Source organism: Azospira sp. APE16, from assembly GCF_047901315.1.
In the GTDB taxonomy this organism is placed as follows: domain Bacteria; phylum Pseudomonadota; class Gammaproteobacteria; order Burkholderiales; family Rhodocyclaceae; genus Azospira; species Azospira oryzae.
On record NZ_CP179682.1, the window covers coordinates 406222 to 426947 of the forward strand.

At 69.5% G+C, this 20726-nt stretch carries 21 protein-coding genes; 18 read left to right on the forward strand and 3 right to left on the reverse strand.

What is annotated here, in order from left to right; all coding sequences use genetic code 11:
• The first annotated feature begins 31 nt into the window (after nucleotides 1-31).
• Genes msbA through ACLSSQ_RS02115 form a run of 4 tightly spaced genes read left to right on the forward strand, consistent with a single transcriptional unit; the run spans nucleotide 32 to nucleotide 4991 of the window.
• A complete protein-coding gene (gene msbA, locus ACLSSQ_RS02100; protein WP_416243659.1) occupies nucleotides 32-1786 on the forward strand; it encodes a lipid A export permease/ATP-binding protein MsbA in 1755 nt (584 codons plus the stop codon).
• The gene (locus ACLSSQ_RS02105) at nucleotides 1786-2895 is read left to right on the forward strand and encodes a glycosyltransferase family 4 protein (RefSeq protein ID WP_416243660.1); all 1110 of its coding nucleotides are present in this window, start codon (nucleotides 1786-1788) and stop codon (nucleotides 2893-2895) included. The genes msbA and ACLSSQ_RS02105 overlap by 1 nt, the downstream gene beginning before the upstream one ends.
• A complete protein-coding gene (locus tag ACLSSQ_RS02110; protein WP_416243661.1) occupies nucleotides 2867-4048 on the forward strand; it encodes a glycosyltransferase family 9 protein in 1182 nt (393 codons plus the stop codon). The genes ACLSSQ_RS02105 and ACLSSQ_RS02110 overlap by 29 nt, the downstream gene beginning before the upstream one ends.
• The gene (locus tag ACLSSQ_RS02115) at nucleotides 4035-4991 is read left to right on the forward strand and encodes a glycosyltransferase family protein (RefSeq protein WP_416243662.1); all 957 of its coding nucleotides are present in this window, start codon (nucleotides 4035-4037) and stop codon (nucleotides 4989-4991) included. The genes ACLSSQ_RS02110 and ACLSSQ_RS02115 overlap by 14 nt, the downstream gene beginning before the upstream one ends.
• 6 nt (nucleotides 4992-4997) lie before the next feature.
• Here ACLSSQ_RS02115 and ACLSSQ_RS02120 read toward each other — a convergent pair whose 3' ends face one another.
• Nucleotides 4998-6344 (reverse strand): hypothetical protein, encoded by a 1347-nt coding sequence (locus ACLSSQ_RS02120; protein ID WP_416243663.1) that lies wholly within the window; start codon nucleotides 6342-6344, stop codon nucleotides 4998-5000.
• 38 nt (nucleotides 6345-6382) lie between these two features.
• Complete coding sequence (locus tag ACLSSQ_RS02125; protein ID WP_416243664.1) at nucleotides 6383-7366, reverse strand: glycosyltransferase family 9 protein; 984 nt, start codon at nucleotides 7364-7366, stop codon at nucleotides 6383-6385.
• Nucleotides 7367-7488: 122 nt separating this feature from the next.
• On the opposite strand from ACLSSQ_RS02125, the gene ACLSSQ_RS02130 reads away from it, so the two are divergent.
• Complete coding sequence (locus ACLSSQ_RS02130; protein ID WP_416243665.1) at nucleotides 7489-8625, forward strand: glycosyltransferase; 1137 nt, start codon at nucleotides 7489-7491, stop codon at nucleotides 8623-8625.
• The gene (locus ACLSSQ_RS02135; RefSeq protein ID WP_416243666.1) at nucleotides 8622-9587 is read left to right on the forward strand and encodes a glycosyltransferase family 9 protein; all 966 of its coding nucleotides are present in this window, start codon (nucleotides 8622-8624) and stop codon (nucleotides 9585-9587) included. Before ACLSSQ_RS02130 ends, ACLSSQ_RS02135 begins: the two co-directional genes overlap by 4 nt.
• 24 nt (nucleotides 9588-9611) lie before the next feature.
• Here ACLSSQ_RS02135 and polA read toward each other — a convergent pair whose 3' ends face one another.
• Nucleotides 9612-12344, reverse strand: coding sequence for a DNA polymerase I (polA, locus tag ACLSSQ_RS02140; protein WP_416243667.1), 2733 nt, complete (start codon nucleotides 12342-12344; stop codon nucleotides 9612-9614).
• Nucleotides 12345-12370: 26 nt separating this feature from the next.
• On the opposite strand from polA, the gene ACLSSQ_RS02145 reads away from it, so the two are divergent.
• The 12 genes from ACLSSQ_RS02145 (at nucleotide 12371) to ACLSSQ_RS02200 (ending at nucleotide 20724) form a co-directional block, all read left to right on the forward strand.
• Nucleotides 12371-13099 (forward strand): TIGR00730 family Rossman fold protein, encoded by a 729-nt coding sequence (locus tag ACLSSQ_RS02145; RefSeq protein ID WP_416243668.1) that lies wholly within the window; start codon nucleotides 12371-12373, stop codon nucleotides 13097-13099.
• A 44-nt stretch (nucleotides 13100-13143) separates the two neighbouring features.
• Nucleotides 13144-13494: a DUF2782 domain-containing protein gene (locus tag ACLSSQ_RS02150; protein ID WP_416243669.1), complete on the forward strand. Its 351-nt coding sequence runs from the start codon at nucleotides 13144-13146 to the stop codon at nucleotides 13492-13494.
• Between the two features lie 7 nt (nucleotides 13495-13501).
• Nucleotides 13502-14443, forward strand: a complete 942-nt coding sequence (locus ACLSSQ_RS02155; protein WP_416243670.1) for a homoserine kinase — start codon at nucleotides 13502-13504, stop codon at nucleotides 14441-14443.
• 90 nt (nucleotides 14444-14533) lie between these two features.
• Nucleotides 14534-15292: a BPSS1780 family membrane protein gene (locus ACLSSQ_RS02160; protein ID WP_416243671.1), complete on the forward strand. Its 759-nt coding sequence runs from the start codon at nucleotides 14534-14536 to the stop codon at nucleotides 15290-15292.
• A gap of 3 nt (nucleotides 15293-15295) precedes the next feature.
• On the forward strand, nucleotides 15296-16126 hold the full coding sequence (locus ACLSSQ_RS02165; RefSeq protein WP_416243672.1) for a BPSS1780 family membrane protein: 831 nt from the start codon (nucleotides 15296-15298) through the stop codon (nucleotides 16124-16126).
• Entirely contained in the window at nucleotides 16110-16784 is a 675-nt protein-coding gene (gene nadD / locus ACLSSQ_RS02170; RefSeq protein WP_416243673.1) for a nicotinate-nucleotide adenylyltransferase, read from the forward strand. Before ACLSSQ_RS02165 ends, nadD begins: the two co-directional genes overlap by 17 nt.
• Before the next feature lie 7 nt (nucleotides 16785-16791).
• Nucleotides 16792-17163 carry a ribosome silencing factor gene (gene rsfS, locus ACLSSQ_RS02175; protein WP_014235567.1) on the forward strand — a complete coding sequence of 124 codons (372 nt, stop codon included), beginning with the start codon at nucleotides 16792-16794 and terminating at the stop codon, nucleotides 17161-17163.
• Nucleotides 17164-17171: 8 nt separating this feature from the next.
• Complete coding sequence (gene rlmH / locus ACLSSQ_RS02180) at nucleotides 17172-17654, forward strand: 23S rRNA (pseudouridine(1915)-N(3))-methyltransferase RlmH (RefSeq protein WP_416243674.1); 483 nt, start codon at nucleotides 17172-17174, stop codon at nucleotides 17652-17654.
• Between the two features lie 15 nt (nucleotides 17655-17669).
• The gene (locus ACLSSQ_RS02185; protein ID WP_014235565.1) at nucleotides 17670-18290 is read left to right on the forward strand and encodes a Maf family protein; all 621 of its coding nucleotides are present in this window, start codon (nucleotides 17670-17672) and stop codon (nucleotides 18288-18290) included.
• A 72-nt stretch (nucleotides 18291-18362) separates the two neighbouring features.
• Nucleotides 18363-19187, forward strand: coding sequence for an undecaprenyl-diphosphate phosphatase (locus ACLSSQ_RS02190; RefSeq protein WP_416243675.1), 825 nt, complete (start codon nucleotides 18363-18365; stop codon nucleotides 19185-19187).
• A gap of 49 nt (nucleotides 19188-19236) precedes the next feature.
• A complete protein-coding gene (locus ACLSSQ_RS02195; protein ID WP_416243676.1) occupies nucleotides 19237-20142 on the forward strand; it encodes an alpha/beta hydrolase family protein in 906 nt (301 codons plus the stop codon).
• Nucleotides 20143-20160: 18 nt separating this feature from the next.
• Entirely contained in the window at nucleotides 20161-20724 is a 564-nt protein-coding gene (locus ACLSSQ_RS02200; protein WP_416243677.1) for a YqiA/YcfP family alpha/beta fold hydrolase, read from the forward strand.
• The last annotated feature ends 2 nt before the right edge of the window (nucleotides 20725-20726 follow it).

Genomic DNA, 20726 nt, shown 5'->3' on the forward strand with positions numbered 1-20726 from the left:
CTATAATCGCGGTTTCCTCAGCCTCACCCCTATGAGCCGTCAAGACCTCAACACCCGCGCCCTCTATTTCCGCCTCCTCGGGTATGTGCGCCCGTACTGGAAGGCGGTGGCGCTGTCCCTGGGGGCCACCGCCATCCTGGCGGCCACCGAGCCCCTCTTTCCGGCGCTGATGAAGCCCCTGCTGGACGAGGGCTTCATCAAGTCGGGCAGCTTCGGCAATCCCATCTGGATTCCCCTGGGCATCGTCGGCGTCTTCATCCTGCGCAGCATCTTCAGCTACTTCTCCTCCTACGGCTTCTCCTGGGTCTCCAACCGGGTGGTGACCGACATCCGGGACGAGATGTACCAGCGCCTGGTGCGCCTGCCCATCGCCTATTTCCAGAAGCACGGCTCCAGCGTGCCCCTGACCAAGATCGCCTACGACGTGAACGGCGTCGCCGTGGCCGCCACCAACGTGGTGGTGACCATCCTGCGCGACGGCCTCTCGGTGGTGGGCCTGCTCGGCTGGCTGCTGTGGCTCAACTGGCAGCTGACCCTGGTCTGCTTCGCCCTCATTCCCGCCATCGCCTGGTCCATGCGCACCTTCTCCTGGCGCATGCGCCGCGCCAGCCGCGGCTCCCAGGAGGCCGTGGCGCGCATGGTGGAAGCCCTGCAGGAGACCTCCCACTGCGCCCGGGTGATCAAGGTCTTCGGCGGCGAGGCCCAGGAGGCCGGCCGCTTCGGCCAGATCAACAACGAGGTGCGGCGCCAGGGCATGCGCCAGGCCGTGGCCTCCTCCGCCACCAGCCCCATCACCCACATCTTCGCCTCCATCGCCCTGGCCATCGTCGTCTATGTGGCCCTGACCCAGTCCGCCTCCGGCAGCACCTCCGTCGGCAGCTTCGTCTCCTTCATCACCGCCCTGCTCATGCTGCTGGCGCCCCTGCGCCGCCTGGCCGACGTCAGCGCCCCCCTGCAGCGCGGCCTGGCGTCTGCCGAGAGCGTTTTCCAGCTGCTCGACGAGGCGCCCGAGGCCGATCCGGGCCAGACCCGCCTGGGCCGGGCCGAAGGCCGCATCGCCCTGGAACAGGTCACCTTCCGCTATCCCGGTGCCGAGCGGGATGCCCTGGCCGGCGTCTCCCTGGACATCGCCCCCGGCCAGACCGTGGCTCTGGTGGGCCAGTCCGGCGGCGGCAAGTCCACCCTGGCGGCCCTGGTGCCCCGCTTCTACAACCCGGACAGCGGCTGCCTGCGCCTGGACGGCCACGACCTGCAGGAACTGAGCCTGGAAAGCCTGCGCCGCAACATCGCCTATGTCAGCCAGGACGTGCTGCTGTTCAACGACACGGTGGCGGCCAACATCGCCTACGGTGCCACTGCTGATGCCAGCCGGGAGCAGATCGAGGCGGCGGCGGAAGCGGCCCACGCCCTGGATTTCATCCGGGCCCTGCCGGAAGGCTTCGACACGGTCATCGGCGAAAACGGCAACCGCCTCTCCGGCGGCCAGCGGCAGCGCCTGGCCATCGCCCGGGCCCTGCTCAAGGACGCCCCGGTGCTCATCCTCGACGAGGCCACCTCGGCCCTGGACAACGAATCGGAACGGGCGGTGCAGGCCGCCCTGGAAACCCTCATGCAGAACCGCACCACCCTGGTCATCGCCCACCGCCTGTCCACCATCGAAAGCGCCGACAAGATCGTCGTCCTGGCCCAGGGCGCCATCGTCGAGCAGGGCACCCACGCCGAGCTGCTGGCCCGGGAAGGGGCCTATGCCGGTCTGCACCGCCTGCAGTTCGCGGAGGTGGCGTGATGAAGATCGTGCACACCGAAGCCTCCTGCGGCTGGGGCGGCCAGGAGATCCGCATCCTCTCCGAAGCCGCCGGCATGATCGAGCGGGGCCACGAGGTGGTGCTGCTGTGTCCGCCCGAATCCCGCATTTACCAGGAAGCCCCGGGCCGGGGCGTGCCGGTGGTGGCACTGCCCATCGGCCGCAAGCGCCTGCCCGGCTTTTTCGCCATGCGCCGCTGGCTGGCCGCCAATCCGGTGGACGTCATCAACACCCACAGCTCCACCGACAGCTGGCTGGCCGCCCTGGCCTGCGCCACCCTGGCCAAGGCACCGCCCCTGGTGCGCACCCGCCACGTCTCGGTGCCCATCCCCAACAACCGCAGCACCCGCTGGCTGTACCTCAAGGCCTCGGCCCACATCGCCGTCACCGGTGAACTGCTGAAGCGGCGGATGATCGCCGACAACGGCATGCCGCCGGACCATCTCACCTCCGTGCCCACCGGCATCGACACCCGCCACTTCAGCCCGGCCATGCCGGCGGAGAAGGCCGCCCTGCGGCCCCAGCTGGGCCTGCCGGAAGGCGCCTGCGTCTTCGGCATCGTCGCCACCCTGCGCAGCTGGAAGGGTCACAGCTACCTCATCGACGCCTTCGCCCGCATCGACGATCCCCGGGCCCGCCTGCTCATCGTCGGCGGCGGCCCCCAGCAGCAGGCCCTGGAGCAGCAGATCGCCCGCCTGGGCCTGGGCGACCGGGTCATCATGGCCGGCGAGCAGCGGGACGTGCAGCCCTGGCTGCGGGCCATGGACGTCTTCATCCTGCCTTCCTACGCCAACGAAGGCGTGCCCCAGGCCCTGATGCAGGCCATGTCCTGCGGCCTGGCCTGCATCACCACCGATGTGGGCAGCATCAGTGAGCTGGCCAGCGACGGCGAGACCGCCCTGATGGTGCCGACCAAGGACGTGGCCGCCCTGCAGGCCCGCATGGAGGAACTGGCGGCCGACAGCGGACGCCGCCAGCTGCTGGGCGCGGCGGCGCGGCGGCGCTGTCTTGAAGGCTACGACCGGGAAACCATGCTCGACCGCATGGAGACCATCTTCCGCCATGCCATCGCCCAGCAACAGCCGCGCTAAGGGTCGCCTGGGCCTGCTGGCCCGGGCCCTGGCCCATTCCCTGGGTCCGCGCCGGGCCCCCGGGGCGCCGGCCACCATCCTGGTGGCCCACCGCCTGCTCCTCGGCGACACCCTGATGCTGGCGCCCCTCTTCGCTGCCCTGCGTCGCCAGCATCCGGCGGCGGACATCGTTACCACCTGCGCCCCGGCCCTGGTGCCCCTCTTCGCCGGGCGGCCCTACGGCGTCCGGGCCTTGGCCTTCGACCCGCGCCGGCCGGAGACCCTGGCCGCCCTCTATGCCGAGGCCCGCCGCCTGGGCGGCTTCGACCTGGCCCTGGTGCCCGGCGACAACCGCCACGCCCTGCTGGCCCGGGCCCTGGGCAGCCGCTGGATCGCGGCCCTGGCGGCGGACCGGCCGGCGTGGAAGAACGCCCTCTGCGACGAACTGCGCCCCTGGCCCGCCGCCCCCACGGCCCTGGCCGACATCTTCGCCAGCCTGGCCGCCCCCGCGGCGCCCGGCCGCTACGCTCCGGCCGACTGGCCGGCGCCGCCGGCCGCTCCCTTCCAACGCCCTGCCGGCCCCTACGCCGTGCTGCACGTGGGCGCCGGTTCGCCCCTGCGCCACTGGGCCCCGGCCCACTGGCAGGCCCTGGCGGAGCACCTGGAAGCTTGCGGCCTGCAGCCGGTGTGGAGCTGCGGCCCCGGCGAGACGGCGGCCCTGGCCGGCATCGACGCCGTCGGCCGCTATCCCGCCTTCCCCGGTACCCTGGATCTGGCCCAGCTGTGGCAGTTGCTGGCCGGCGCCCGCCTGCTGGTCTGCCCGGATACGGGCGTGGCCCACCTGGGCAAGGTGGTGGGCGTGCCCACCGTCTGCCTGTTCGGCCCCGGCTCCCCGGCCCTCTTCGGCGCCGGCTCCTTCTGGAGCGAGGCCCCCTTTGCCGCCGTGGGCGAGGCCCATTTCCCCTGCCGCGACCAGCACACCCTGTTCAAGCGCGTCCTGCCCTGGGTCGAGCGCTGCCAGCGCAGCCCCCGGGAATGCCAACGGGCCCGCTGCATGGAGGCGGTTAGTCTGCCCGCCGTGCAGGCGGCCATCGCCTCCCTGCTGCCGGAGCTGGCCGGCGACCGTCTTTCCTCCGATCCCGATGCCGCGAGCACCGTCCATGTCCCGTCCTAAGGTCTTCCTCGACCTGGCTTCCAAGCCCACCCCCCTCAATGCCGAACTGGAGCAACTGGGGATTCGGGTGCTGCGGGGCGAGGTGGCTGCGGCGGTGCCGCCGGACTGCGAGGTGGTGGCCGGCCTGCTCGGTTTCTACGACTACGTTTCCCGTCCCTGGCGGGCCTGGAAGCTGAAGCGGGCCCTGGGCCCCGGGGTGCCGGTGATCGCCTGGAACCGGGATGCGCCGGGCTATCTCAACAAGCGCCCCTGGCGCCTGGCCCTGGCCAGCTGCCTGGAGGGGCTGGATATCTACGCCACCCACGCCGTCACCGACGACTGGCGTTTCGGCAAGGAAGTGGCGCTGCTGCACAACGGCGCCAACATCGCCGCCTACAACCTGGCCGGTCGCAGCCTGGAGTCCCTGCGGGAAGAGGGCAACTACCGCTACGACGTCACCTTCTTCGGCGCCATGAATGCGGACCGCTACAAGGAATACCTGCCGCGGGAGCGCTTCTTCGGCGCCCTGGGCCAGGCCCTGGAGAGCCGTGGCATCAATTACCGCTTCATCGACACCTCGCGCACGCCCATGAGCGTGGCGGAGCAGGTGGAACTGGTGCAGACCTCGCGCATCAACATCAACTACGGCGCCGGCTGCGAGTACGGCGCCCCCATGGGTTATGGCCTGCCGGAGCGCTGTTTCGGCATTCCCGCCTGCGGCGGCTTCCTGCTCTCGGACTATCGCCTGCACGCGGCCGATGCCTTCGCCGCGGACGAGTGGGCCGACTACACCGACCTGGAGCAGGCGCTGCAGCGCATCGACTACTATCTGGGAAATTTTGCCGAAGCCCGGGCCATCGCCGAACGGGCCTATCGGCGGGTCCTGGCGTGCCACAGCTACCGGCACCGGGCCGAGGAACTGCTGGCCCTGCTGGCGGACTGGCGCCGCCGTCACGGCGCCTGAGGCGGGTCAGCGCCGGGCAGCGGCCCGGCTGCGCTGCAGCAGGCTGGCCCCCAGCAACAGGCCGGTGAGCAGCAGGGTCAGCTTGAGGCGCCAGCCGCTCAGATGGCCCTCCGGGAAGCAACGCAGGTAGTAGCTGGCGATCACCAGCATGGCCAGCAGGGCTGCCGCGTCGCCCGTCTGCCGGTAGCGCCGGTAGAGACCGCGGCAACCCAGGGCAACCAGCAGGGTGAGGCCGGCCAGGCCGAGCAGGCCCGTGCCCAGGGTGAAGTCCAGGATGCTCGAATGGCTGCTGATGATGGCAGTCCGCTCGCCCTGGTCGAGGAGGATGACGCGGCCGAAGGCGTCGATGCTGTAGCCGATACCCATGGGATGGTTGGCGATGCCCTGCAGGGCCAGGGTGCCGAAGGCGGCCCTCAGGTAGGCCGAGTGGTCTGCCTCCTGGCCCGAGGGCAGGGTGGGCAGGGGGTAGCGCCGGTCATCGAGCCAGGTACGGTTTTCCTGCACCTTGAGGCCGGCGGCGAAGGAATCCCCCAGCTTCTGCCAGCGTTTGTCCAGGGTCAGGGAGGTGGCGGCCAGCAGGGCGAGGGCAATGCCGACGCCGAGGACGGCCTTGCGCCGGGTGCCGCTGCCCCGCTGCGGATGGGCCAGGAGCAGGGCGGCCACCAGCAGCAGGCCGCCGGCGCCGATGTGGATCAGGGTGGTGCGGCCATTGACGCCGACGACACCGAGCAGGGCCAGCACCAGGGCGCCGTGCAGGACACGGTTGGACCAGGGCAGCAGCCCGGGCAGGTCCCATTTGCGCAGCACGGTTTCGGCCAGCAGCAGCAGGGTCAGGGGCGCCACCAGCTGGCTGTGGAAGTCCCGTTCGGCAAATGGCATCAGGCCCAGCCGCGGCGGCTGGCCGGAAAAGACCGGCAGCAGCTGGTAGCCCAGCATCCACAGGACATGGGCCAGCAGGGCCAGCAGGGCCATGCTGATGCCCTGGGCCGCGGCCTGGCGGGGAGCACCGGCCAGCAGCGCGACGCCCATGCCAAGGCCCAGCACCAGGGTGGCTCCCAGCCATTCGCCCAGGATGGCGCCGGCGGAGAAGGCCCGATTTTCGGCAAAGAACAGGGTCTGCAGCAGCAGCAGGGCGATGAAGGCGGTCAGGCCGCCAAGGGCGAAGCGGGGCAGGGCATCCTGCCGCAGCCGGGGCAGCAGCTGCCGCCATTGCCACAGGCACAGGCCGAGACCCAGCAGCAGGACCAGATTGCGCAGGGCGATGGCCTTGTCCATGGGCAGCAGGAACACCGCCAGGAAAATCCAGAGGGAGGCGAAGAGGGGCAGGGTGGGCTGGCGCGGCATCGTCGGCATGGGTGAAGGTTCGTGGCTGGCTGGCGGGAGGGTGGGGCTCAGGGGTGCAGATGTCGTTCCAGGGCGGCCAGCACGGCCTCGTCCTCCAGCTCGGCCACCGAGTGGGGGGCTTCGAGGACGATGGCCCGGTCGCCCAGCGGGCCCCAGCGGTCCGGGTCGGCGGAATTCTGGCGGTCGGCGAAAAGGCCGACCACACCGCCGGGCGCGGCGGAGGCAATGTGCATCAGGCCGCTGTCGGGAAACAGGCTGGCCCGGGACAGGCCGATGAGGCCGATCACCGTCTGCAGGCTGCCGCTGTAGGGGCGGATGTGGGGCTGGGGCGCGGCCAGCAGGGGGGCCACCAGCTCGTCGTCGCCGGGATAGAGGGGGTTGTCCCGCTGGCCCGGCGTCCATACCACCACCGTCGGCGTGCCCCAGCGTTGCAGGGCGGCGTCGGCCCAGCGGCGGACCTGCTCGGCGCTGGGCTGCTTCTGCCGGCGGCGGGCGCCGAGGCCGATGATGATGAAGTTGTCCGGTGCACCCTGCTGCCAGGTGGCGAGCCATTGGCGGGCCGCTTCCAGCTGGGCGGGGGAGAAATTGAGCCGGGGCGGCGGCAGGGGCGTGTCGCCTTCCAGGCCCAGGGGGGCGAGCAGTTGCAGCATGCGTTCGCTTTCGTGGCGCTTGTCCGAGCTGATGGCCTGCAGTGCGGGATGGTGGCGGAAGCGCTCGCTTTCGACATAGGCCAGCAGCTTGCCCGGCTGGTAGGAGAGGCCGCGGCGGATGGCCCGGGGCGATTCGCCACCGTTGGCGATGACCACGTAGTCGTAGCGTTCGCGCTTGAGGCGCCGGGTCAGGGCCAGGTGGCTGAAGATGGCGCCGAGGCGCAGCCGGCCGTCGTGGCGGACCCGGGGATAGACGATCACTTCGTCCACGTCCGGATTGCCGTCGAGCACCCAGGCGTTGTAGTCGTTGGCCAGGACATGCAGGGTGGCCTGGGGGTGCTTTTGCCGCAACAGTTTGAGGATCGGGGTGGTGAGCAGCATATCCCCGATCTTGTCGCGTTTTATAATCAGAACCTTCATGGTGTCTTTTGCCATATAGCCAACTGTCTTGTCTTCTGCGGCTGCCGGGAAGATGCGGGCCCGCTTAAGGGCAGGAAGTGTCGATGCAACTCATTCAAATCAACCTGCAACAGCACATGGGCGGCGGCGAGCTGTACACCGCCGCCACGGCCCACGCTGCGGCGGAACTGGGCCTTGCGGCCAAACTCGTCTGCCATGCCGACGCGCCTTTCTGGGGCTCCCTGCTCAATCCCAGTATCGAACGGGTGGCGGTGCGCGACGCCGGGGAAATTCCCGCCTTGCTGGGCGACCAGGCGGCCTGGGTGCTGAACCAGGCGCCCTTTCCGGAAGAGGTGGCACGGCAACTGGCACCGCGGCATCTGCTCACCTCCATGGCCCACATGCCCATGTACCAGCGCAGTGCCCGGCCGTTCCTGCCCTACCGCATGGTTTTCCCGGTTTCCGGGTACGTCCGTGCGGGGCTGCAGGCCGCCAATATTCCGGTGTGGCGCGAGGCCCTGTATGGTATCCCAGACCTGCGGCCCCGGTCAGCAGCTTTGCGGCCGGTGGAGCGGGAGTCAGAGTACGACTGGGACCGGCGCAAGTTCCGCGACCGCCTGTTCGGTTTCTTCGAGCCCCTGCAGCTGGCCCTGCGGCCCCGCCAGCCCTATGTGCGCCGTCCCGGGCTGGTGCTGGGGGTGGTCTCCCGGCTGACGCCGATCAAGCAGTTTCCCCAGTTGTTTGCCGCCCTGGCGCCGGTACTGGCCCGGCATCCGGAAGTGCAGCTGGATATTTTCGGCAGCGGCGGCTACGCCTCGGTGCGGGACCTGCGCCGGGCCCTGGCGCCGGTGGCGGCCCAGGTGCGTTTCTGGGGCCAGCAGAGCGACGTGCGCAGCCTCTACGAGAGCATCGACTACCTGGTGGCGGGGCTGCCGGAAAAGGAAGCCCTGGGGCTCAATGTCCTGGAGGCCCAGGCCGCCGGCACCAAGGTCCTGGCCATGGCGGCGCCGCCCTTCAGCGAGACCATCGTCGACGGGGTGACCGGCTACCTCTACGCCGACCCCCGGCTGGACCAGGGGCGGGATTTCGAACGGGTCCTGCTGGGCCTGCGGGGCGACGGGCAGGACCGGGTGGATGAGGCCCGGGCCCGGGCCCACCTGGACAATTTTTCCTTCGCGGCCTTCACCCGCCGCCTGGGCGGCGTGGCCGAATGGGCCCGCAACGAACTGGAAACGGCATGAAGATACTGGTGATCCGCCGCGACAACATCGGCGACCTGTTGTGCACCACCCCCCTGCTGGCGAGCCTGCGCCAGACCTATCCCCAGGCCTGGATCGGCGTCCTCGCCAATTCCTACAACGCCCCGGCCCTGGCCGGCAATCCGGATGTGGATGCGGTCTTCGCCTATTGCAAGGGCAAGCATCGGGCCGCCGGCGAGTCCCTCCTCGGCGTCTGGTGGCGCACCCTGAAGATGCTGGTGGGCCTGCGTCGTCGGCGCCTGGACCTGATCCTGGTCGCCTCTGCCGGCGGCAGCGGCTTTGCCCGCTGGATCGGGGCCCGGCGCATCATCGCCCAGGAGGAGCGGGGCGGCGGCCACGAGGTGGAGCGAACCCAGCGCCTGCTGCAGTCCCTGGGACCGGTGCCGGCGCCAGGTCCCATGCGCCTGGTGGCCGATTCCGCCGTGCGGGCACGTCTGCAGGCGGCGCTGCCGGCGGTGCCGGGAGAGGGGCTGCGTCTGGCCCTGCACGTGTCGGCGCGCAAGCCTTCCCAGCGCTGGCCGGAGGACCGCTTCGTCGAACTGGTGCGGCGTCTGCTGGAGCGGGGCGTGGTGCGCCAGGTGCTGCTGTTCTGGGCGCCGGGGCCGGAGGACGATCCCCTGCATCCCGGGGACGATGCCAAGGCCGGCCGCATCATGGCGGCCCTGGCCGGTCTGCCGGTGGCACCGGTGCCGACCCGGCACCTGGAAGAGCTGATCGCCGGCCTCTCCCTGGCCGACGTCATGCTCTGCGCCGACGGTGGCGCCATGCATGTGGCGGCGGCCCAGGGCAAGCCGGTGCTGGCCTTGTTCGGCAAATCGTCGGTGGAGCAGTGGCAGCCCTGGGCGGTGCCCCGCCAGGTGCTGCAGAGCGACAGTCAGGACGTGGCGGACCTGGACGTGGAGACGGTGGAGGCCGCCTTCCTGCGGCTGATCGGGGCTTCCTGAGGCGCGCGCGGGGCCAGCCTGCGCTTAGTGGGCCTCGTCCCAGTTATTGCCGACGCCCACATCCACCACCAGGGGCACGGCCAGTTTGGCCACCTGGCCCATGATGGCCGGCAGCTCGGCCCTGACCCGGGCCAGTTCCCCTTCCGGCACTTCCAGCACCAGTTCGTCGTGCACCTGCAGCACCAGGCTGCTCTGCAGGCCGCTGTCGGCGAGCCAGCGGGCGGTGGCGGTCATGGCCAGTTTGACGATGTCCGCCGCCGTGCCCTGCATGGGCGCATTGATGGCGGCCCGCTCGGCGCCCTGGCGGCGGCCGGCCTGGCTGGCGCGGATGTCCGGCAGCCACAGGCGGCGGCCGAAGACGGTTTCCACATAGCCCTGGCGCTTGGCCAGTTCCCGGGTTTCTTCCATGTAGCGGGCGACGCCGGGGTAGCGGGCGAAGTAGCGTTCGATATAGGTCTGGGCGGCGCTGCGCTCGATTTCCAGGGAGCGGGCCAGGCCGAAGGCGCTCATGCCGTAGATGAGGCCGAAGTTGATGGTCTTGGCGTAGCGCCGCTGCTCCGCGGTGACTTCCAGGGGCATGATGCCGAAGATTTCCGCCGCCGTGGCCCGGTGCACGTCCTCGCCCTTGGCGAAGGCGTCGAGCAGGCCATGGTCGCCCGAAAGGTGGGCCATGATGCGCAGCTCGATCTGGGAATAGTCGGCGGAAACGATCTTGCAGCCCGGCGGGGCGATGAAGGCGGCGCGGATACGGCGACCTTCGGCGGTGCGTACCGGGATGTTCTGCAGATTGGGGTCGCTTGAGGCCAGGCGGCCGGTGACGGCCACGGCCTGGGAGAAGCTGGTGTGCACCCGGCCGGTATGGGGATTGACCATGCGCGGCAACTTGTCGGTGTAGGTGCTCTTCAGCTTGGCCAGGCCCCGGTATTCGAGCAGGGCTTTGGGCAGGGGGTAGTCCAGGGCCAGTTCGGAGAGCACTTCCTCGTCGGTGGAGGGGGCGCCGCCCGGAGTCTTCTTCACCACCGGCAGGCCCAGTTGGGTGAACAGGATCTCCGCCAGTTGCTTGGGTGAATTGAGGTTGAAGGGCTGGCCGGCGATCTCCACGGCCTTGGCTTCCAGCTCCACCAGCTTGCGTCCCAGCTCGTTGCTCTGGGCCTGCAGCAGGCCGCTGTCGATGAGCACGCCGTGGCGCTCCATGGCGAACAGCACTTCCCGGGCCGGCATTTCGATGTCGCTGTAGATGCAGTTGAGCTTGGCATCGGCGGCGATGGCGGGGAACAGGTTTTGATGGACCCGCAGAGTCAGGTCCGAATCCTCCGCCGAATATTCGGCAGCCTGGTCGATGGCCACCTGGTCGAAGCCGATCTGGTTGGCGCCCTTGCCGCACAGGGCGGTGTAGGGAATGGTCTCCAGTCCCAGGTGGCGGCGGGCCAGCTGTTCCAGGTCGTGGCCCTTGTCGCTTTCCAGCACGTAGGACTGCAGCAGGGTGTCGTGCACGATGCCCTTGAGGGCGATGTCGTGGTTGGCGAAGACGTGCTGGTCGTATTTCAGGTTCTGCCCGAGCTTGGCGTGGTTGCTGGCTTCCAGCCAGGGCTTGAGCCGCGCCAGGACTTGCTCCCGGGGCAGCTGGTCGGGGGCACCCGGGTAGTTGTGGGCCACCGGGATGTAGGCGGCCTCCCCCGGCGTCAGGGCGAAGGAAATGCCGACGATGCGGGCCGAGAGCGGGTCCAGGCTGGTGGTTTCCGTATCCAGGGCCACCAGGGGGGCGGCCTCGATCTTGGCCAGCCAGCGCTCGAAGGCCTCCCAGGTGAGGATGGTTTCGTAATGCTGGCGGTGGGCGCCAGCCGGGGCAGCGGGGGCGGTCGTGGCGTCGCCGGCGGCTTCGGCATCGCCGGCGGCCGCGCCTTCGCCCTGCAGTTCCCGCAGCCAGGTCTTGAATTCGTAGCGGCTGAAGATTTCTTCCAGGGCGGCTTTGTCCAGGGGGCGGGGCGCCAGGCTGGCCGGCTTTTCCGGCAGCGGCAGGTCGCACACCACGGTCACCAGCTTTTTGCCCAGGGGCAGGAAGTCCAGGGCCTGGCGCAGGTTGTTGCCCACCACGCCGCCGATGGCCTCGGCGTTGGCCATGATGTTGTCCAGGGTGCCGTACTGTTCCAGCCACTTGAGAGCGGTCTTGGGCCCCACCTTGGCGACGCCGGGCACGTTGTCCACCGTGTCGCCGATGAGGGCCAGGTAGTCCACGATGCGGCCCGGCTCGACGCCGAACTTGGCGGTGACGCCGGCCTCGTCCAGCACCTCGTTGCTCATGGTGTTGACCCAGCGCACCCGGGGGCTGACCAGCTGGGTCAGGTCCTTGTCGCCGGTGGAGATGACCACGTCCATGCCGGCGGCTTCGGCCTGGCGGGCCAGGGTGCCGATGACGTCGTCCGCCTCCACGCCGTCCTCCATCAGCAGCGGCCAGCCGGAAGCCTTGATGGCGGCGTGCAGGGGTTCGATCTGGGCCACCAGGTCGGTGGGCATGGGCGGGCGCTGGGCCTTGTATTCCGGGTACCAGTCATCGCGGAAGGTCTTGCCCTTGGCGTCGAAGACCACGGCCTTGTAGGTGACGCCTTCTGCCTTGTAGTCGCTTTCCAGCCGGCGTAGCATGTTCAACACGCCGTAAATGGCGCCAGTAGGCTCTCCTGCCTTGTTGCGCAGATCCGGCAGGGCGTGGAAGGCGCGGTAAAGGTAGGACGATCCGTCCACCAGCAGCAGCATCGGCATAAGAACAAAATCCAGAAGACAAAAAAATGAGCGAAAGAACCAAACTCCCGCCCCTGGCGGACCCCGACACCATCACCAGCGCCATGTCGGCCCGGGAATCCTGGCGGATTTTCGGCATTATGGCAGAGTTCGTGGAGGCCACCGAACGGCTGGCGGCCATCCGCCCGGCCGTCTCCATCTTCGGCAGCGCCCGCATCAAGCCCGAGTCGCCCTATTACCAGCTGACCGAGGAGATCGCCCGCAAGCTCTCCGATGCCGGCTTCTCGGTCATCTCCGGCGGCGGCCCCGGTATCATGGAAGCGGCCAACAAGGGCGCCTACCACGGCAAGAGCCCCTCCATCGGCCTCAACATCCAGCTGCCCCACGAGCAGATGGCCAATCCCTACCAGGACATCTCCCAGTCCTTCCGCCACTTCTTTGCGCGCAAGTTCATGTTCGTCAAGTTCGCCAGCGCCTACGTGGTCATGCCCGGGGGCTTCGGCACCCTGGACGAGGTGCTGGAGGCCCTGACCCTGATCCAGACCGGCAAGAGCCGCAAGATTCCCCTGATCCTGGTGCACGAGCCCTTCTGGCGCGGCCTTCTGGAATGGGTCAAGGATCGCCTGGTGGGCGAGGGCATGGTGTCGCCGGACGACCTGGATCTGATCCAGGTGATCGACGAGCCGGATCAGATCGTCGAGGCCATTTTCAAGCACTACGAGAACCGTGGTTTTGCCCCCCTGCCCGACGAGCGGGAGATGCTGCTCAATTTGTAATAAAATCGGGCATCCGAATCGGGCTATCTTGCAAAGGCCATCCCATGCGTCGTCTTTCCCTCCTTGCCGCTTCCCTCTCCCTGCTGGTCTGTGCCGGCGCGGCTTTCGCCCAGGCCGGCCGTACCGACCTGCAGCCCCTGCCGGCTGTACCGCCGCCGCCGCCCGAGATGGTGCCCTTCGATGCTGCCATGGAACCCCAGGTGACCATCAAGAAGCGGGAGAACGAGACCGTGGAGGAGTACCGGGTCAACGGCAAGCTCTACATGCTCAAGGTCACCCCCAACCACGGCGTCCCCTATTACTTGGTGGACGACCAGGGCGACGGCACCTTCTCCCGCAAGGACCCGGTGGACAGCGGCGTGCGCGTCCCCATGTGGGTGATCGGCACCTTCTGATCCGGCCGTGTCGGTCTTCACTCCCGTCACCCGGGAGCAGCTGCAGGACTGGCTTTCCGGCTGCGACGTCGGCGCCCTGGCGGATTTCGCCGGGATCGCCGCCGGCGTCCAGAACACCAACTATTTCGTCACCACCGACCGCGGCACCTGGGTCCTCACCCTGTTCGAGACCCTGGGGGCGGCGGAGCTGGACTTCTACCTGGGCCTGATGGCCCACCTGGCCCGCCGGGGCCTGCCCTGCCCGGCACCGGTGGCCGATGGCGCCGGGCGCATTCTGCGCCCCCTGGCCGGCAAGCCAGCGGTGCTGGTGTCCCGCCTGACGGGGCAGGAAGTGGAGGCGCCGGGCCCGGCCCACTGCGTTGCCGTGGGCGATGCCCTGGCCCGGCTGCATCTGGCCGCCGCCACCTACGACGGCGTGCAGGACAACCCCCGGGGCGAGGCGTGGCGCCGTCAGGCCGCCGCCCAGGTGCTGCCCCTGCTCTCCGGCGACGATGGGGCCCTGCTGCAGGATGAACTGGCCTACCAGGCCGGGCCGGCCGAGGCCTTGCCCGAAGGCATCGTCCATGCCGACCTGTTCCGCGACAATGTGCTGTTCCAGGGGGAACGCCTGTCCGGCCTGCTGGATTTCTATTTCACCGCCCGGGACCAGCTGCTGTTCGACCTGGCGGTGGCCGCCAACGACTGGTGCCTGGATGGGGCCGGCAACCTGGAACCCGGCCGTACCCGGGCCCTGTTGCAGGCCTACCACCGGCGGCGCCCCCTGCAGGCGGCGGAGGCCCGGGCCTGGCCCCGGCTCCTGCGCCGGGCGGCGCTACGCTTCTGGCTGTCGCGCCTGCAGGACTTCCATGCGCCCCGGGCCGGCCGCCAGGTGCTGGTGAAGGATCCCCGGCATTTCCGGGACCTCCTGCGGGCCCGTCGCCGCCATCCGGCGGCCCCCTGGATCGACTGATTTCCGGCCGCCGCGGCGGCGGTGCCAATTGCCAACCCCCCGCCGTGTCGTTAGCATGGCGCCATTCCTGATTTTTCAACGGTTTTTACCATGTCTGCCGACGCCAGCTCCCCGGATTCCACGCCCACCTTTCCCATGGCGCCGCCGCCCTTCGACGGCAGCTGCCGGGTGGTGCCGGCCGGTGCCGCCATCGAATGGCTGCGTTTCGGCTGGGACCTGTTCACCCGCGCCCCCGGCGCCTGGGTGGTGCTGGCCCTGGTCTTCCTGGTGCTGACCCTGGCGGTGGCCATGGTGCCCCTGGCCGGCGCCCTGGCCTCCCACCTGCTGCTGCCCCTGCTGGCCGCCGGCGTGCTGCAGGCGGTGCGGCGCCAGGAGGAGGGCGGCAAGGTGGAACTGAACGACCTCTTCGTCGGCTTCTCCCGGGAAACCACCGGGCTGGTGGTGGTGGGCCTGTGCTACATGCTGGGCTGGTTCGGCATCCTGGCGGTGGGCATGCTCATCGGCGGCGGTTCCCTCGTGGGCGGCGCTGCCACCGGCGGCTTTGGCGTGGCCATCGCCGGCGTCCTGCTGGCGGTGATGATCAGCCTGGCCCTGGCCGTCCCCCTGTTCATGGCCTTCTGGTTCGCCCCGGCCCTGGTCTACTTCAACCACATGCAGCCGGTGCCCGCCCTCAAGGCCAGCTTCAGCGCCTGCCTGAAGAACATCCTGCCCTTCACCGTCCTCGGCCTCATCATGGGTGTGCTCTTTTTCGTCGCCGCCCTGCCCATGGGCCTCGGTTTCCTCATCCTGCTGCCGGTGTCCTTCGCCGTCCTCTATGCCTCCTACCGGGATATTTTCCCCACCGCTTGATCCATGCAGGCACTGAACCTTCCCGCCGCCCGCGGCTGGCGCTGGCTGGGCGCCGGCTACGCCCTGTTCCGGCGCAACCCGGCCATCCTCAGCCTGCTCCTGCTGACCTACTGGATGCTGCTGGCCCTGGTGGGCAGCCTGCCGTTCATCGGCAGCCTCATCACCTATCTGGCCATGCCGGCCCTGTCCCTGGTGCTGATGAACGCCTGCCGCGTGCTCGACCGGGGCCTGGCCGTCACGCCCCAGTCCCTGAGCACCGGCATCCGCCCCCAGGCCCCGGTGCTGGTGGGTCTGGGCGGGCTCTATCTGTGCGGCACCCTGCTGATCCTGGGCCTGGCCTCCCTGGTGGACGGGGGCGACCTGTTCCGCCTCATGTTCATCGGCGGCGACCACGGCGACCTGCCGGCGGACAATCCTGAATTCCTCCTCGCCACCCAGCTGGCCCTGATGCTGGTGGTGCCCCTGGTGATGGCCTTCTGGTTCGCCCCCATGCTGGCCGCCTGGCACCGGCAGGGCGCCGGCAAGGCCCTCTTCTTCTCCTTCTTCGCCTGCCTGCGCAACTGGCGGCCGTTCCTCACCTACAGCCTCTCCATCCTGCTGTGGAGCGGTCTGGTGCCGGCCCTGGCCATGGGGCTGCTGGGCATGATCCTGGGGCCTGGCATGGCGGCAGCGATTGTCATGGTGCCCCTGATCCTGATCCTGGCGCCGAGCCTGGTGGCCAGCTTCTACGTCAGCTACCGGGAAGTCTTCGTCGAAGGCGCGCCGGCCTTCGCCACCACGGTGGGCGACGAGGATGGGCCGGAAGAGGGCGGCGGCGATGGCGACCATGCCTGAGCAGCGCCCCATCGGCGTCTTCGGCGGCACCTTCGACCCCATTCACCACGGCCATCTGCGCCTGGCCCAGGAGGCGCTGGAGAATCTCGACCTGGCCCAGGTGCGCTGGATTCCCGCCGGCCGGCCGCCCCATCGGGCCGAGCCCCGGGCCACGCCCCAGCAGCGGCTGCAGATGGTGCGCCTGGCGGTGCAGGACAATCCGGCCTTCGCCGTGGACGGCGCCGAGGTGGCCAGCGCCGACCCCAGCTATACGGTGCTCACCCTGGAGCGCCTGCGTCGGGAGTGCGGCCCGGTCCAGCCCCTGGTGCTGCTCACCGGCGCCGACGCCTTCGCCGGCCTGCCCACCTGGCACCGCTGGCGGGACATCCTGGCCCTGGCCCACGTGGCGGTGGTGTACCGCCCCGGCTTTTCCATCGATCCGGCGGCCCTGCCGGGCGAGTTGGCCCGGGAGTTCCAGGCCCGCCGCTGCAGCCCCCGGGAGCTGCAGGCCACCCCTGCCGGCGGCATCGCCACCTTCCCCATGACGCCCCTGGCCATCGCCGCCACCCAGATCCGCCAGCTGCTGGCCGCCGGCCGCAGCCCCCGTTATTTGCTGCCTGAAGCGGTGATCGCTTATATTCAGGCGCAGCAACTATATCTTTCAACCCCCAGCAATTAGGCACCTGATGGAACTGCAAAAACTGCAAGCAATCGTCGTGGACGCCCTTGAGGACATCAAGGGCAAGGATATCGAGGTGATCGACACCACCAAGCTCACCTCCCTGTTCGACCGGGTCGTGGTCGCCAGCGGCGACTCCAACCGTCAGGTCAAGTCCCTTGCCCGCAACGTCCAGGAAAAGGTGCGGGAAGCCGGCGGCGAGGTGCTCTCCATTGAAGGCGAGCAGACCGGCGAGTGGGTGCTGGTGGACCTGGGCGACATCGTGGTCCATGTCATGCAGCCGGCCGTGCGCAACTACTACAACCTGGAAGAGCTGTGGGGCGCCAAGGCCCCGGTGCGGCGCCAGGCCGGCAGCCAGGGCGGCTCCTCCGCCGCCTGAAGGCAGCCATGAAACTGTGCATCATCGCCGTGGGCCACCGCATGCCGGACTGGGTGGCCGAGGGCTGCGCCGAGTACATCAAGCGCATGCCCCGGGAAATGGCGGTGAGCGTGGTCGAGATCAAGCCCGAGCCCCGGGGCTCGAAAACCCGGGAGCAGCTGTTGAGTGCGGAGAAGACCCGCATCCGGGCGGCCCTGCCCGGGGGCTGTCGCATCGTCGCCCTGGACGAGCGGGGCGAGGATCTGAGCACCGTCAAACTGGCGGCCCGCCTTGAAGGCTGGATGGGCGAGGGGCGCGACATCGCCCTGCTCATCGGCGGCGCCGACGGCCTCGACCCGGAACTGAAGGCCGAGGCCCAGCAAAATGGCGGCGCCATGCTGCGCCTGTCCAGCCTCACCCTGCCCCACGCCATGGCCCGGCTGATCCTGTGCGAACAGCTCTACCGTGCCGTCAGCGTCATTCGTAACCATCCTTACCACCGGGAAGGCTGACCTTCCCCCACTGCCATGACCATCCCCCTCGGCCCCCGCATCTACCTTGCCTCCCGCAGCCCCCGGCGGCGGGAACTGCTGTCCCTCATGGGCGTGCAGTTCGAAACCCTGCTCTTTCGCAACCCGCCCCGGGCCGACGGCGCCGTGGACGAGACGCCCCTGGCGGGCGAGGACCCGGTGGCCTACGTCAAACGGGTGGCCCGGGCCAAGGCCGAGCACGGCCTCAAGCTGGTGGTGTGGCGGCGCCAGGCGACCCAGCCGATCCTGGCGGCGGACACCACCGTCGAATGCCGGGGCGAGATTCTCGGCAAGCCGACGGACGAGGCCGACGCCCGGCGCATGCTGGAGCTGCTCTCGGGCCAGCGGCACCGGGTGCTGACCGCCGTCTCCCTGGCCTGGAGCGGCCATATCGAGACCGTGCTGTCGGAAAGCATCGTCCAGTTCCGCGAGCTGGAAGAAGCTGAGATCAGCAAGTACATCGCCAGCGGCGAACCCATGGACAAGGCCGGCGCCTACGGCATCCAGGGCAAGGCCGGGATGTTCGTCGAACGCCTGGAAGGCAGCTACACCGGAGTCATGGGCCTGCCCCTGTGCGAGACCGGCGCCCTGCTGAAGATGGCCGGGTATCCCCTGTAAGGTCGCTTCCGGTCGGGGCCGGCGGAGGGGGCGGGTATAATCCCCCCCTCTTTCCTCCCGCCCCGGCTCCCCATGGATCCCCTGCTGCTGCTCAAGGCCCTCATTCTCGGCATCGTCGAGGGCCTCACCGAATTCCTTCCCATCTCCTCCACCGGCCACCTGATCCTGGCGGGGGACCTGCTCGACTTCAACGACGCCCGGGGCAAGCTGTTCGAGATCGTCATCCAGTCCGGCGCCATCCTGGCCGTCTGCTGGGAATACCGGGCCCGCATCGCCCGGGTGCTGCTGGGCCTGCCCCGGGAGCGGGAAGCCCAGCGCTTCGTCATCAACCTGATCATCGCCTTCATCCCCCTGGCCGCCCTTGGCCTGCTTTTCGGCAAGGCCATCAAGGCCCACCTCTTCAACGCCTACGTGGTGGCCACCACCTTCATCGTCGGCGGTCTCTTCATCCTCTGGGCCGAGCGGCGCAAGCACCGCATCCGGGTGGAGACGGTGGAGGAGCTGGATGTGATCGACGCCTTCAAGCTGGGCATCGCCCAGGCCTTCGCCCTCATTCCCGGCACTTCCCGCTCCGGCGCCACCATCATCGGCGGCCTGCTCTTCGGCCTGTCGCGCAAGGCCGCCACCGAGTTCTCCTTCTTCCTCGCCATCCCCACCCTGGGTATCGCCACCCTCTACCAGCTGTACAAGGAGCGGGAGCTGCTCTCCTTCGACGATGTCGGCATGTGGGTGGTGGGCTTCGTCGCTGCCTTCGTCTCCGCCTTCATCGCCGTGCGCGGCCTGCTGCGCTACATCAGCAGCCACGACTTCACAGCCTTCGCCTGGTACCGCATCGTCTTCGGCGGCATCGTCCTGTGGACCGCCTGGAGCGGCACTGTCAGCTGGTCTGCAGGCTAGGCCGGACAATCCTTTCGGGGCGGCGCTGCCGCCCCGGCGAACCTGCCCCATGTCAGCCCCCCACAACTACGCCGCCAGCGGCCCCTGCCGGGTGCGGGAGGAACTGGAGGTGTGGCACGACGAGCGCCGCCAGCGTCCCATTCCCTGCCGCCACTACCTGCCCCAGGGCGTCGCCCGCACGCCCCTGATCCTCTTCTCCCACGGCCTCGGCGGCGACCGGGACAACGGCGAACGCTGGCTGCGCCACTGGGCCTCCCACGGCTACCGGGGCCTGGCCCTGCAGCACGCCGGCAGCGACGCCGCGGTCATGGCCGGCAGTCCCATGGCCCTGCGCCGGGCCCTGACGGCGGCCACCACGCCGGAGCAGTCCCTGGCCCGCCTGGCCGACCTGGGCTTCGTTCTCGACGAAGTCTGGCGCCGCCAGGCCGCCGACCCGGCCTGGGCCGGGGTGGACCTGGAGCGTGTCGGCCTGGCCGGCCATTCCTATGGCGCGGTGACGACCCAGGCCATGGCCGGGGAACGGCGCGCTTATGGGCCGCCGGTGGCGGAGCCGCGCCTGCGGGCCTTCCTCGGCCTGTCGCCCTCCGCCCGGGGCGAGGAGACGCCCCTCAACGCCCGCTTCGCCGGCATCCGGCGCCCCTTCTTCTGCATCACCGGCACCCGGGACGACGGCATCGGCCTGCACGACATCAGCGCCGCCGACCGCACCGTGCCCTTCCGCCACATGCCCGGCGGCGACAAGTTCCTGCTGGTGCTGGACGGCGCCGCCCACATGCCCCTGGCTGGCAATCCGGGCAGCCGCCACGTCCTGCCGCCCCGGGCCGCGACGGCTATCCAGGGCGCCAGCCTGGCCTTCTGGGAGGCCGCCCTGGGCGGGAGCCAGGCGGCCCGCACCTGGCTCTGCCGGGACTTTCCTTCCACCCTCGTTCCCGGCGACACCTGGGAATGCAAGTAAGCCAGTGAGGCCAGCACCATGAGCGGCATTCTCTATCTCCACGGTTTCCGTTCTTCCCCCGCCTCCTTCAAGGCCCGCGCCGTGGCCGAGGCCATGGACGCCCGGGGCCTGCAGGAGCGTTTCTTCTGCCCGGCCCTGTCCCACGAGCCGCGCCAGGCCATGGCGCAGGCCGAGGCCATCCTGGCTGCCGAGGGTCCCCTGACCCTGGTGGGCAGCTCCCTCGGCGGCTTCTACGCCACCTGGCTGGCGGAACGCCATGGCCTGCGAGCCGTGCTGGTCAATCCGGCGGTGCTGGCCCATCTTTCCCTGGCGGATTACGTCGGCCCCCAGACCAACCTCTACAGCGGCGAGGAATTCCAGTTCACCCGGGAGCACGTGGCCCAGTTGCAGGCCATGGAAGTGGCCGACCTGCGGCCCGAGCGCTACTGGCTGCTGGTGGAGGAGGGGGACGAGGTGCTGGATTACCGCCAGGCCGTGGCCCGCTACCGGGATGCCCGCCAGACGGTGCTGGCCGGCGGCGACCACAGCTTCACGCGATTTGTCGACTTTGTGCCGCAAATCCTTGAATTCGCCGGGTTATAATC

What these genes read in the sequence shown, in the direction of transcription:
- ACLSSQ_RS02190 (WP_416243675.1), top strand. Translation starts at nt 18,363, where the DNA reads ATGGATCCCCTGCTGCTGCTCAAGGCCCTCATTCTCGGCATCGTCGAG.
- ACLSSQ_RS02200 (WP_416243677.1), top strand. Translation starts at nt 20,161, where the DNA reads ATGAGCGGCATTCTCTATCTCCACGGTTTCCGTTCTTCCCCCGCCTCC.
- ACLSSQ_RS02145 (WP_416243668.1), top strand. Translation starts at nt 12,371, where the DNA reads ATGAGCGAAAGAACCAAACTCCCGCCCCTGGCGGACCCCGACACCATC.
- nadD (WP_416243673.1), top strand. Translation starts at nt 16,110, where the DNA reads ATGGCGACCATGCCTGAGCAGCGCCCCATCGGCGTCTTCGGCGGCACC.
- ACLSSQ_RS02195 (WP_416243676.1), top strand. Translation starts at nt 19,237, where the DNA reads ATGTCAGCCCCCCACAACTACGCCGCCAGCGGCCCCTGCCGGGTGCGG.
- ACLSSQ_RS02115 (WP_416243662.1), top strand. Translation starts at nt 4,035, where the DNA reads ATGTCCCGTCCTAAGGTCTTCCTCGACCTGGCTTCCAAGCCCACCCCC.
- ACLSSQ_RS02110 (WP_416243661.1), top strand. Translation starts at nt 2,867, where the DNA reads ATGCCATCGCCCAGCAACAGCCGCGCTAAGGGTCGCCTGGGCCTGCTG.
- ACLSSQ_RS02130 (WP_416243665.1), top strand. Translation starts at nt 7,489, where the DNA reads ATGCAACTCATTCAAATCAACCTGCAACAGCACATGGGCGGCGGCGAG.
- ACLSSQ_RS02125 (WP_416243664.1), bottom strand. Translation starts at nt 7,366, where the DNA reads ATGCTGCTCACCACCCCGATCCTCAAACTGTTGCGGCAAAAGCACCCC.
- polA (WP_416243667.1), bottom strand. Translation starts at nt 12,344, where the DNA reads ATGCCGATGCTGCTGCTGGTGGACGGATCGTCCTACCTTTACCGCGCC.
- ACLSSQ_RS02105 (WP_416243660.1), top strand. Translation starts at nt 1,786, where the DNA reads ATGAAGATCGTGCACACCGAAGCCTCCTGCGGCTGGGGCGGCCAGGAG.
- ACLSSQ_RS02120 (WP_416243663.1), bottom strand. Translation starts at nt 6,344, where the DNA reads ATGCCGACGATGCCGCGCCAGCCCACCCTGCCCCTCTTCGCCTCCCTC.
- rsfS (WP_014235567.1), top strand. Translation starts at nt 16,792, where the DNA reads ATGGAACTGCAAAAACTGCAAGCAATCGTCGTGGACGCCCTTGAGGAC.
- ACLSSQ_RS02135 (WP_416243666.1), top strand. Translation starts at nt 8,622, where the DNA reads ATGAAGATACTGGTGATCCGCCGCGACAACATCGGCGACCTGTTGTGC.
- msbA (WP_416243659.1), top strand. Translation starts at nt 32, where the DNA reads ATGAGCCGTCAAGACCTCAACACCCGCGCCCTCTATTTCCGCCTCCTC.
- ACLSSQ_RS02165 (WP_416243672.1), top strand. Translation starts at nt 15,296, where the DNA reads ATGCAGGCACTGAACCTTCCCGCCGCCCGCGGCTGGCGCTGGCTGGGC.
- ACLSSQ_RS02150 (WP_416243669.1), top strand. Translation starts at nt 13,144, where the DNA reads ATGCGTCGTCTTTCCCTCCTTGCCGCTTCCCTCTCCCTGCTGGTCTGT.
- rlmH (WP_416243674.1), top strand. Translation starts at nt 17,172, where the DNA reads ATGAAACTGTGCATCATCGCCGTGGGCCACCGCATGCCGGACTGGGTG.
- ACLSSQ_RS02185 (WP_014235565.1), top strand. Translation starts at nt 17,670, where the DNA reads ATGACCATCCCCCTCGGCCCCCGCATCTACCTTGCCTCCCGCAGCCCC.
- ACLSSQ_RS02160 (WP_416243671.1), top strand. Translation starts at nt 14,534, where the DNA reads ATGTCTGCCGACGCCAGCTCCCCGGATTCCACGCCCACCTTTCCCATG.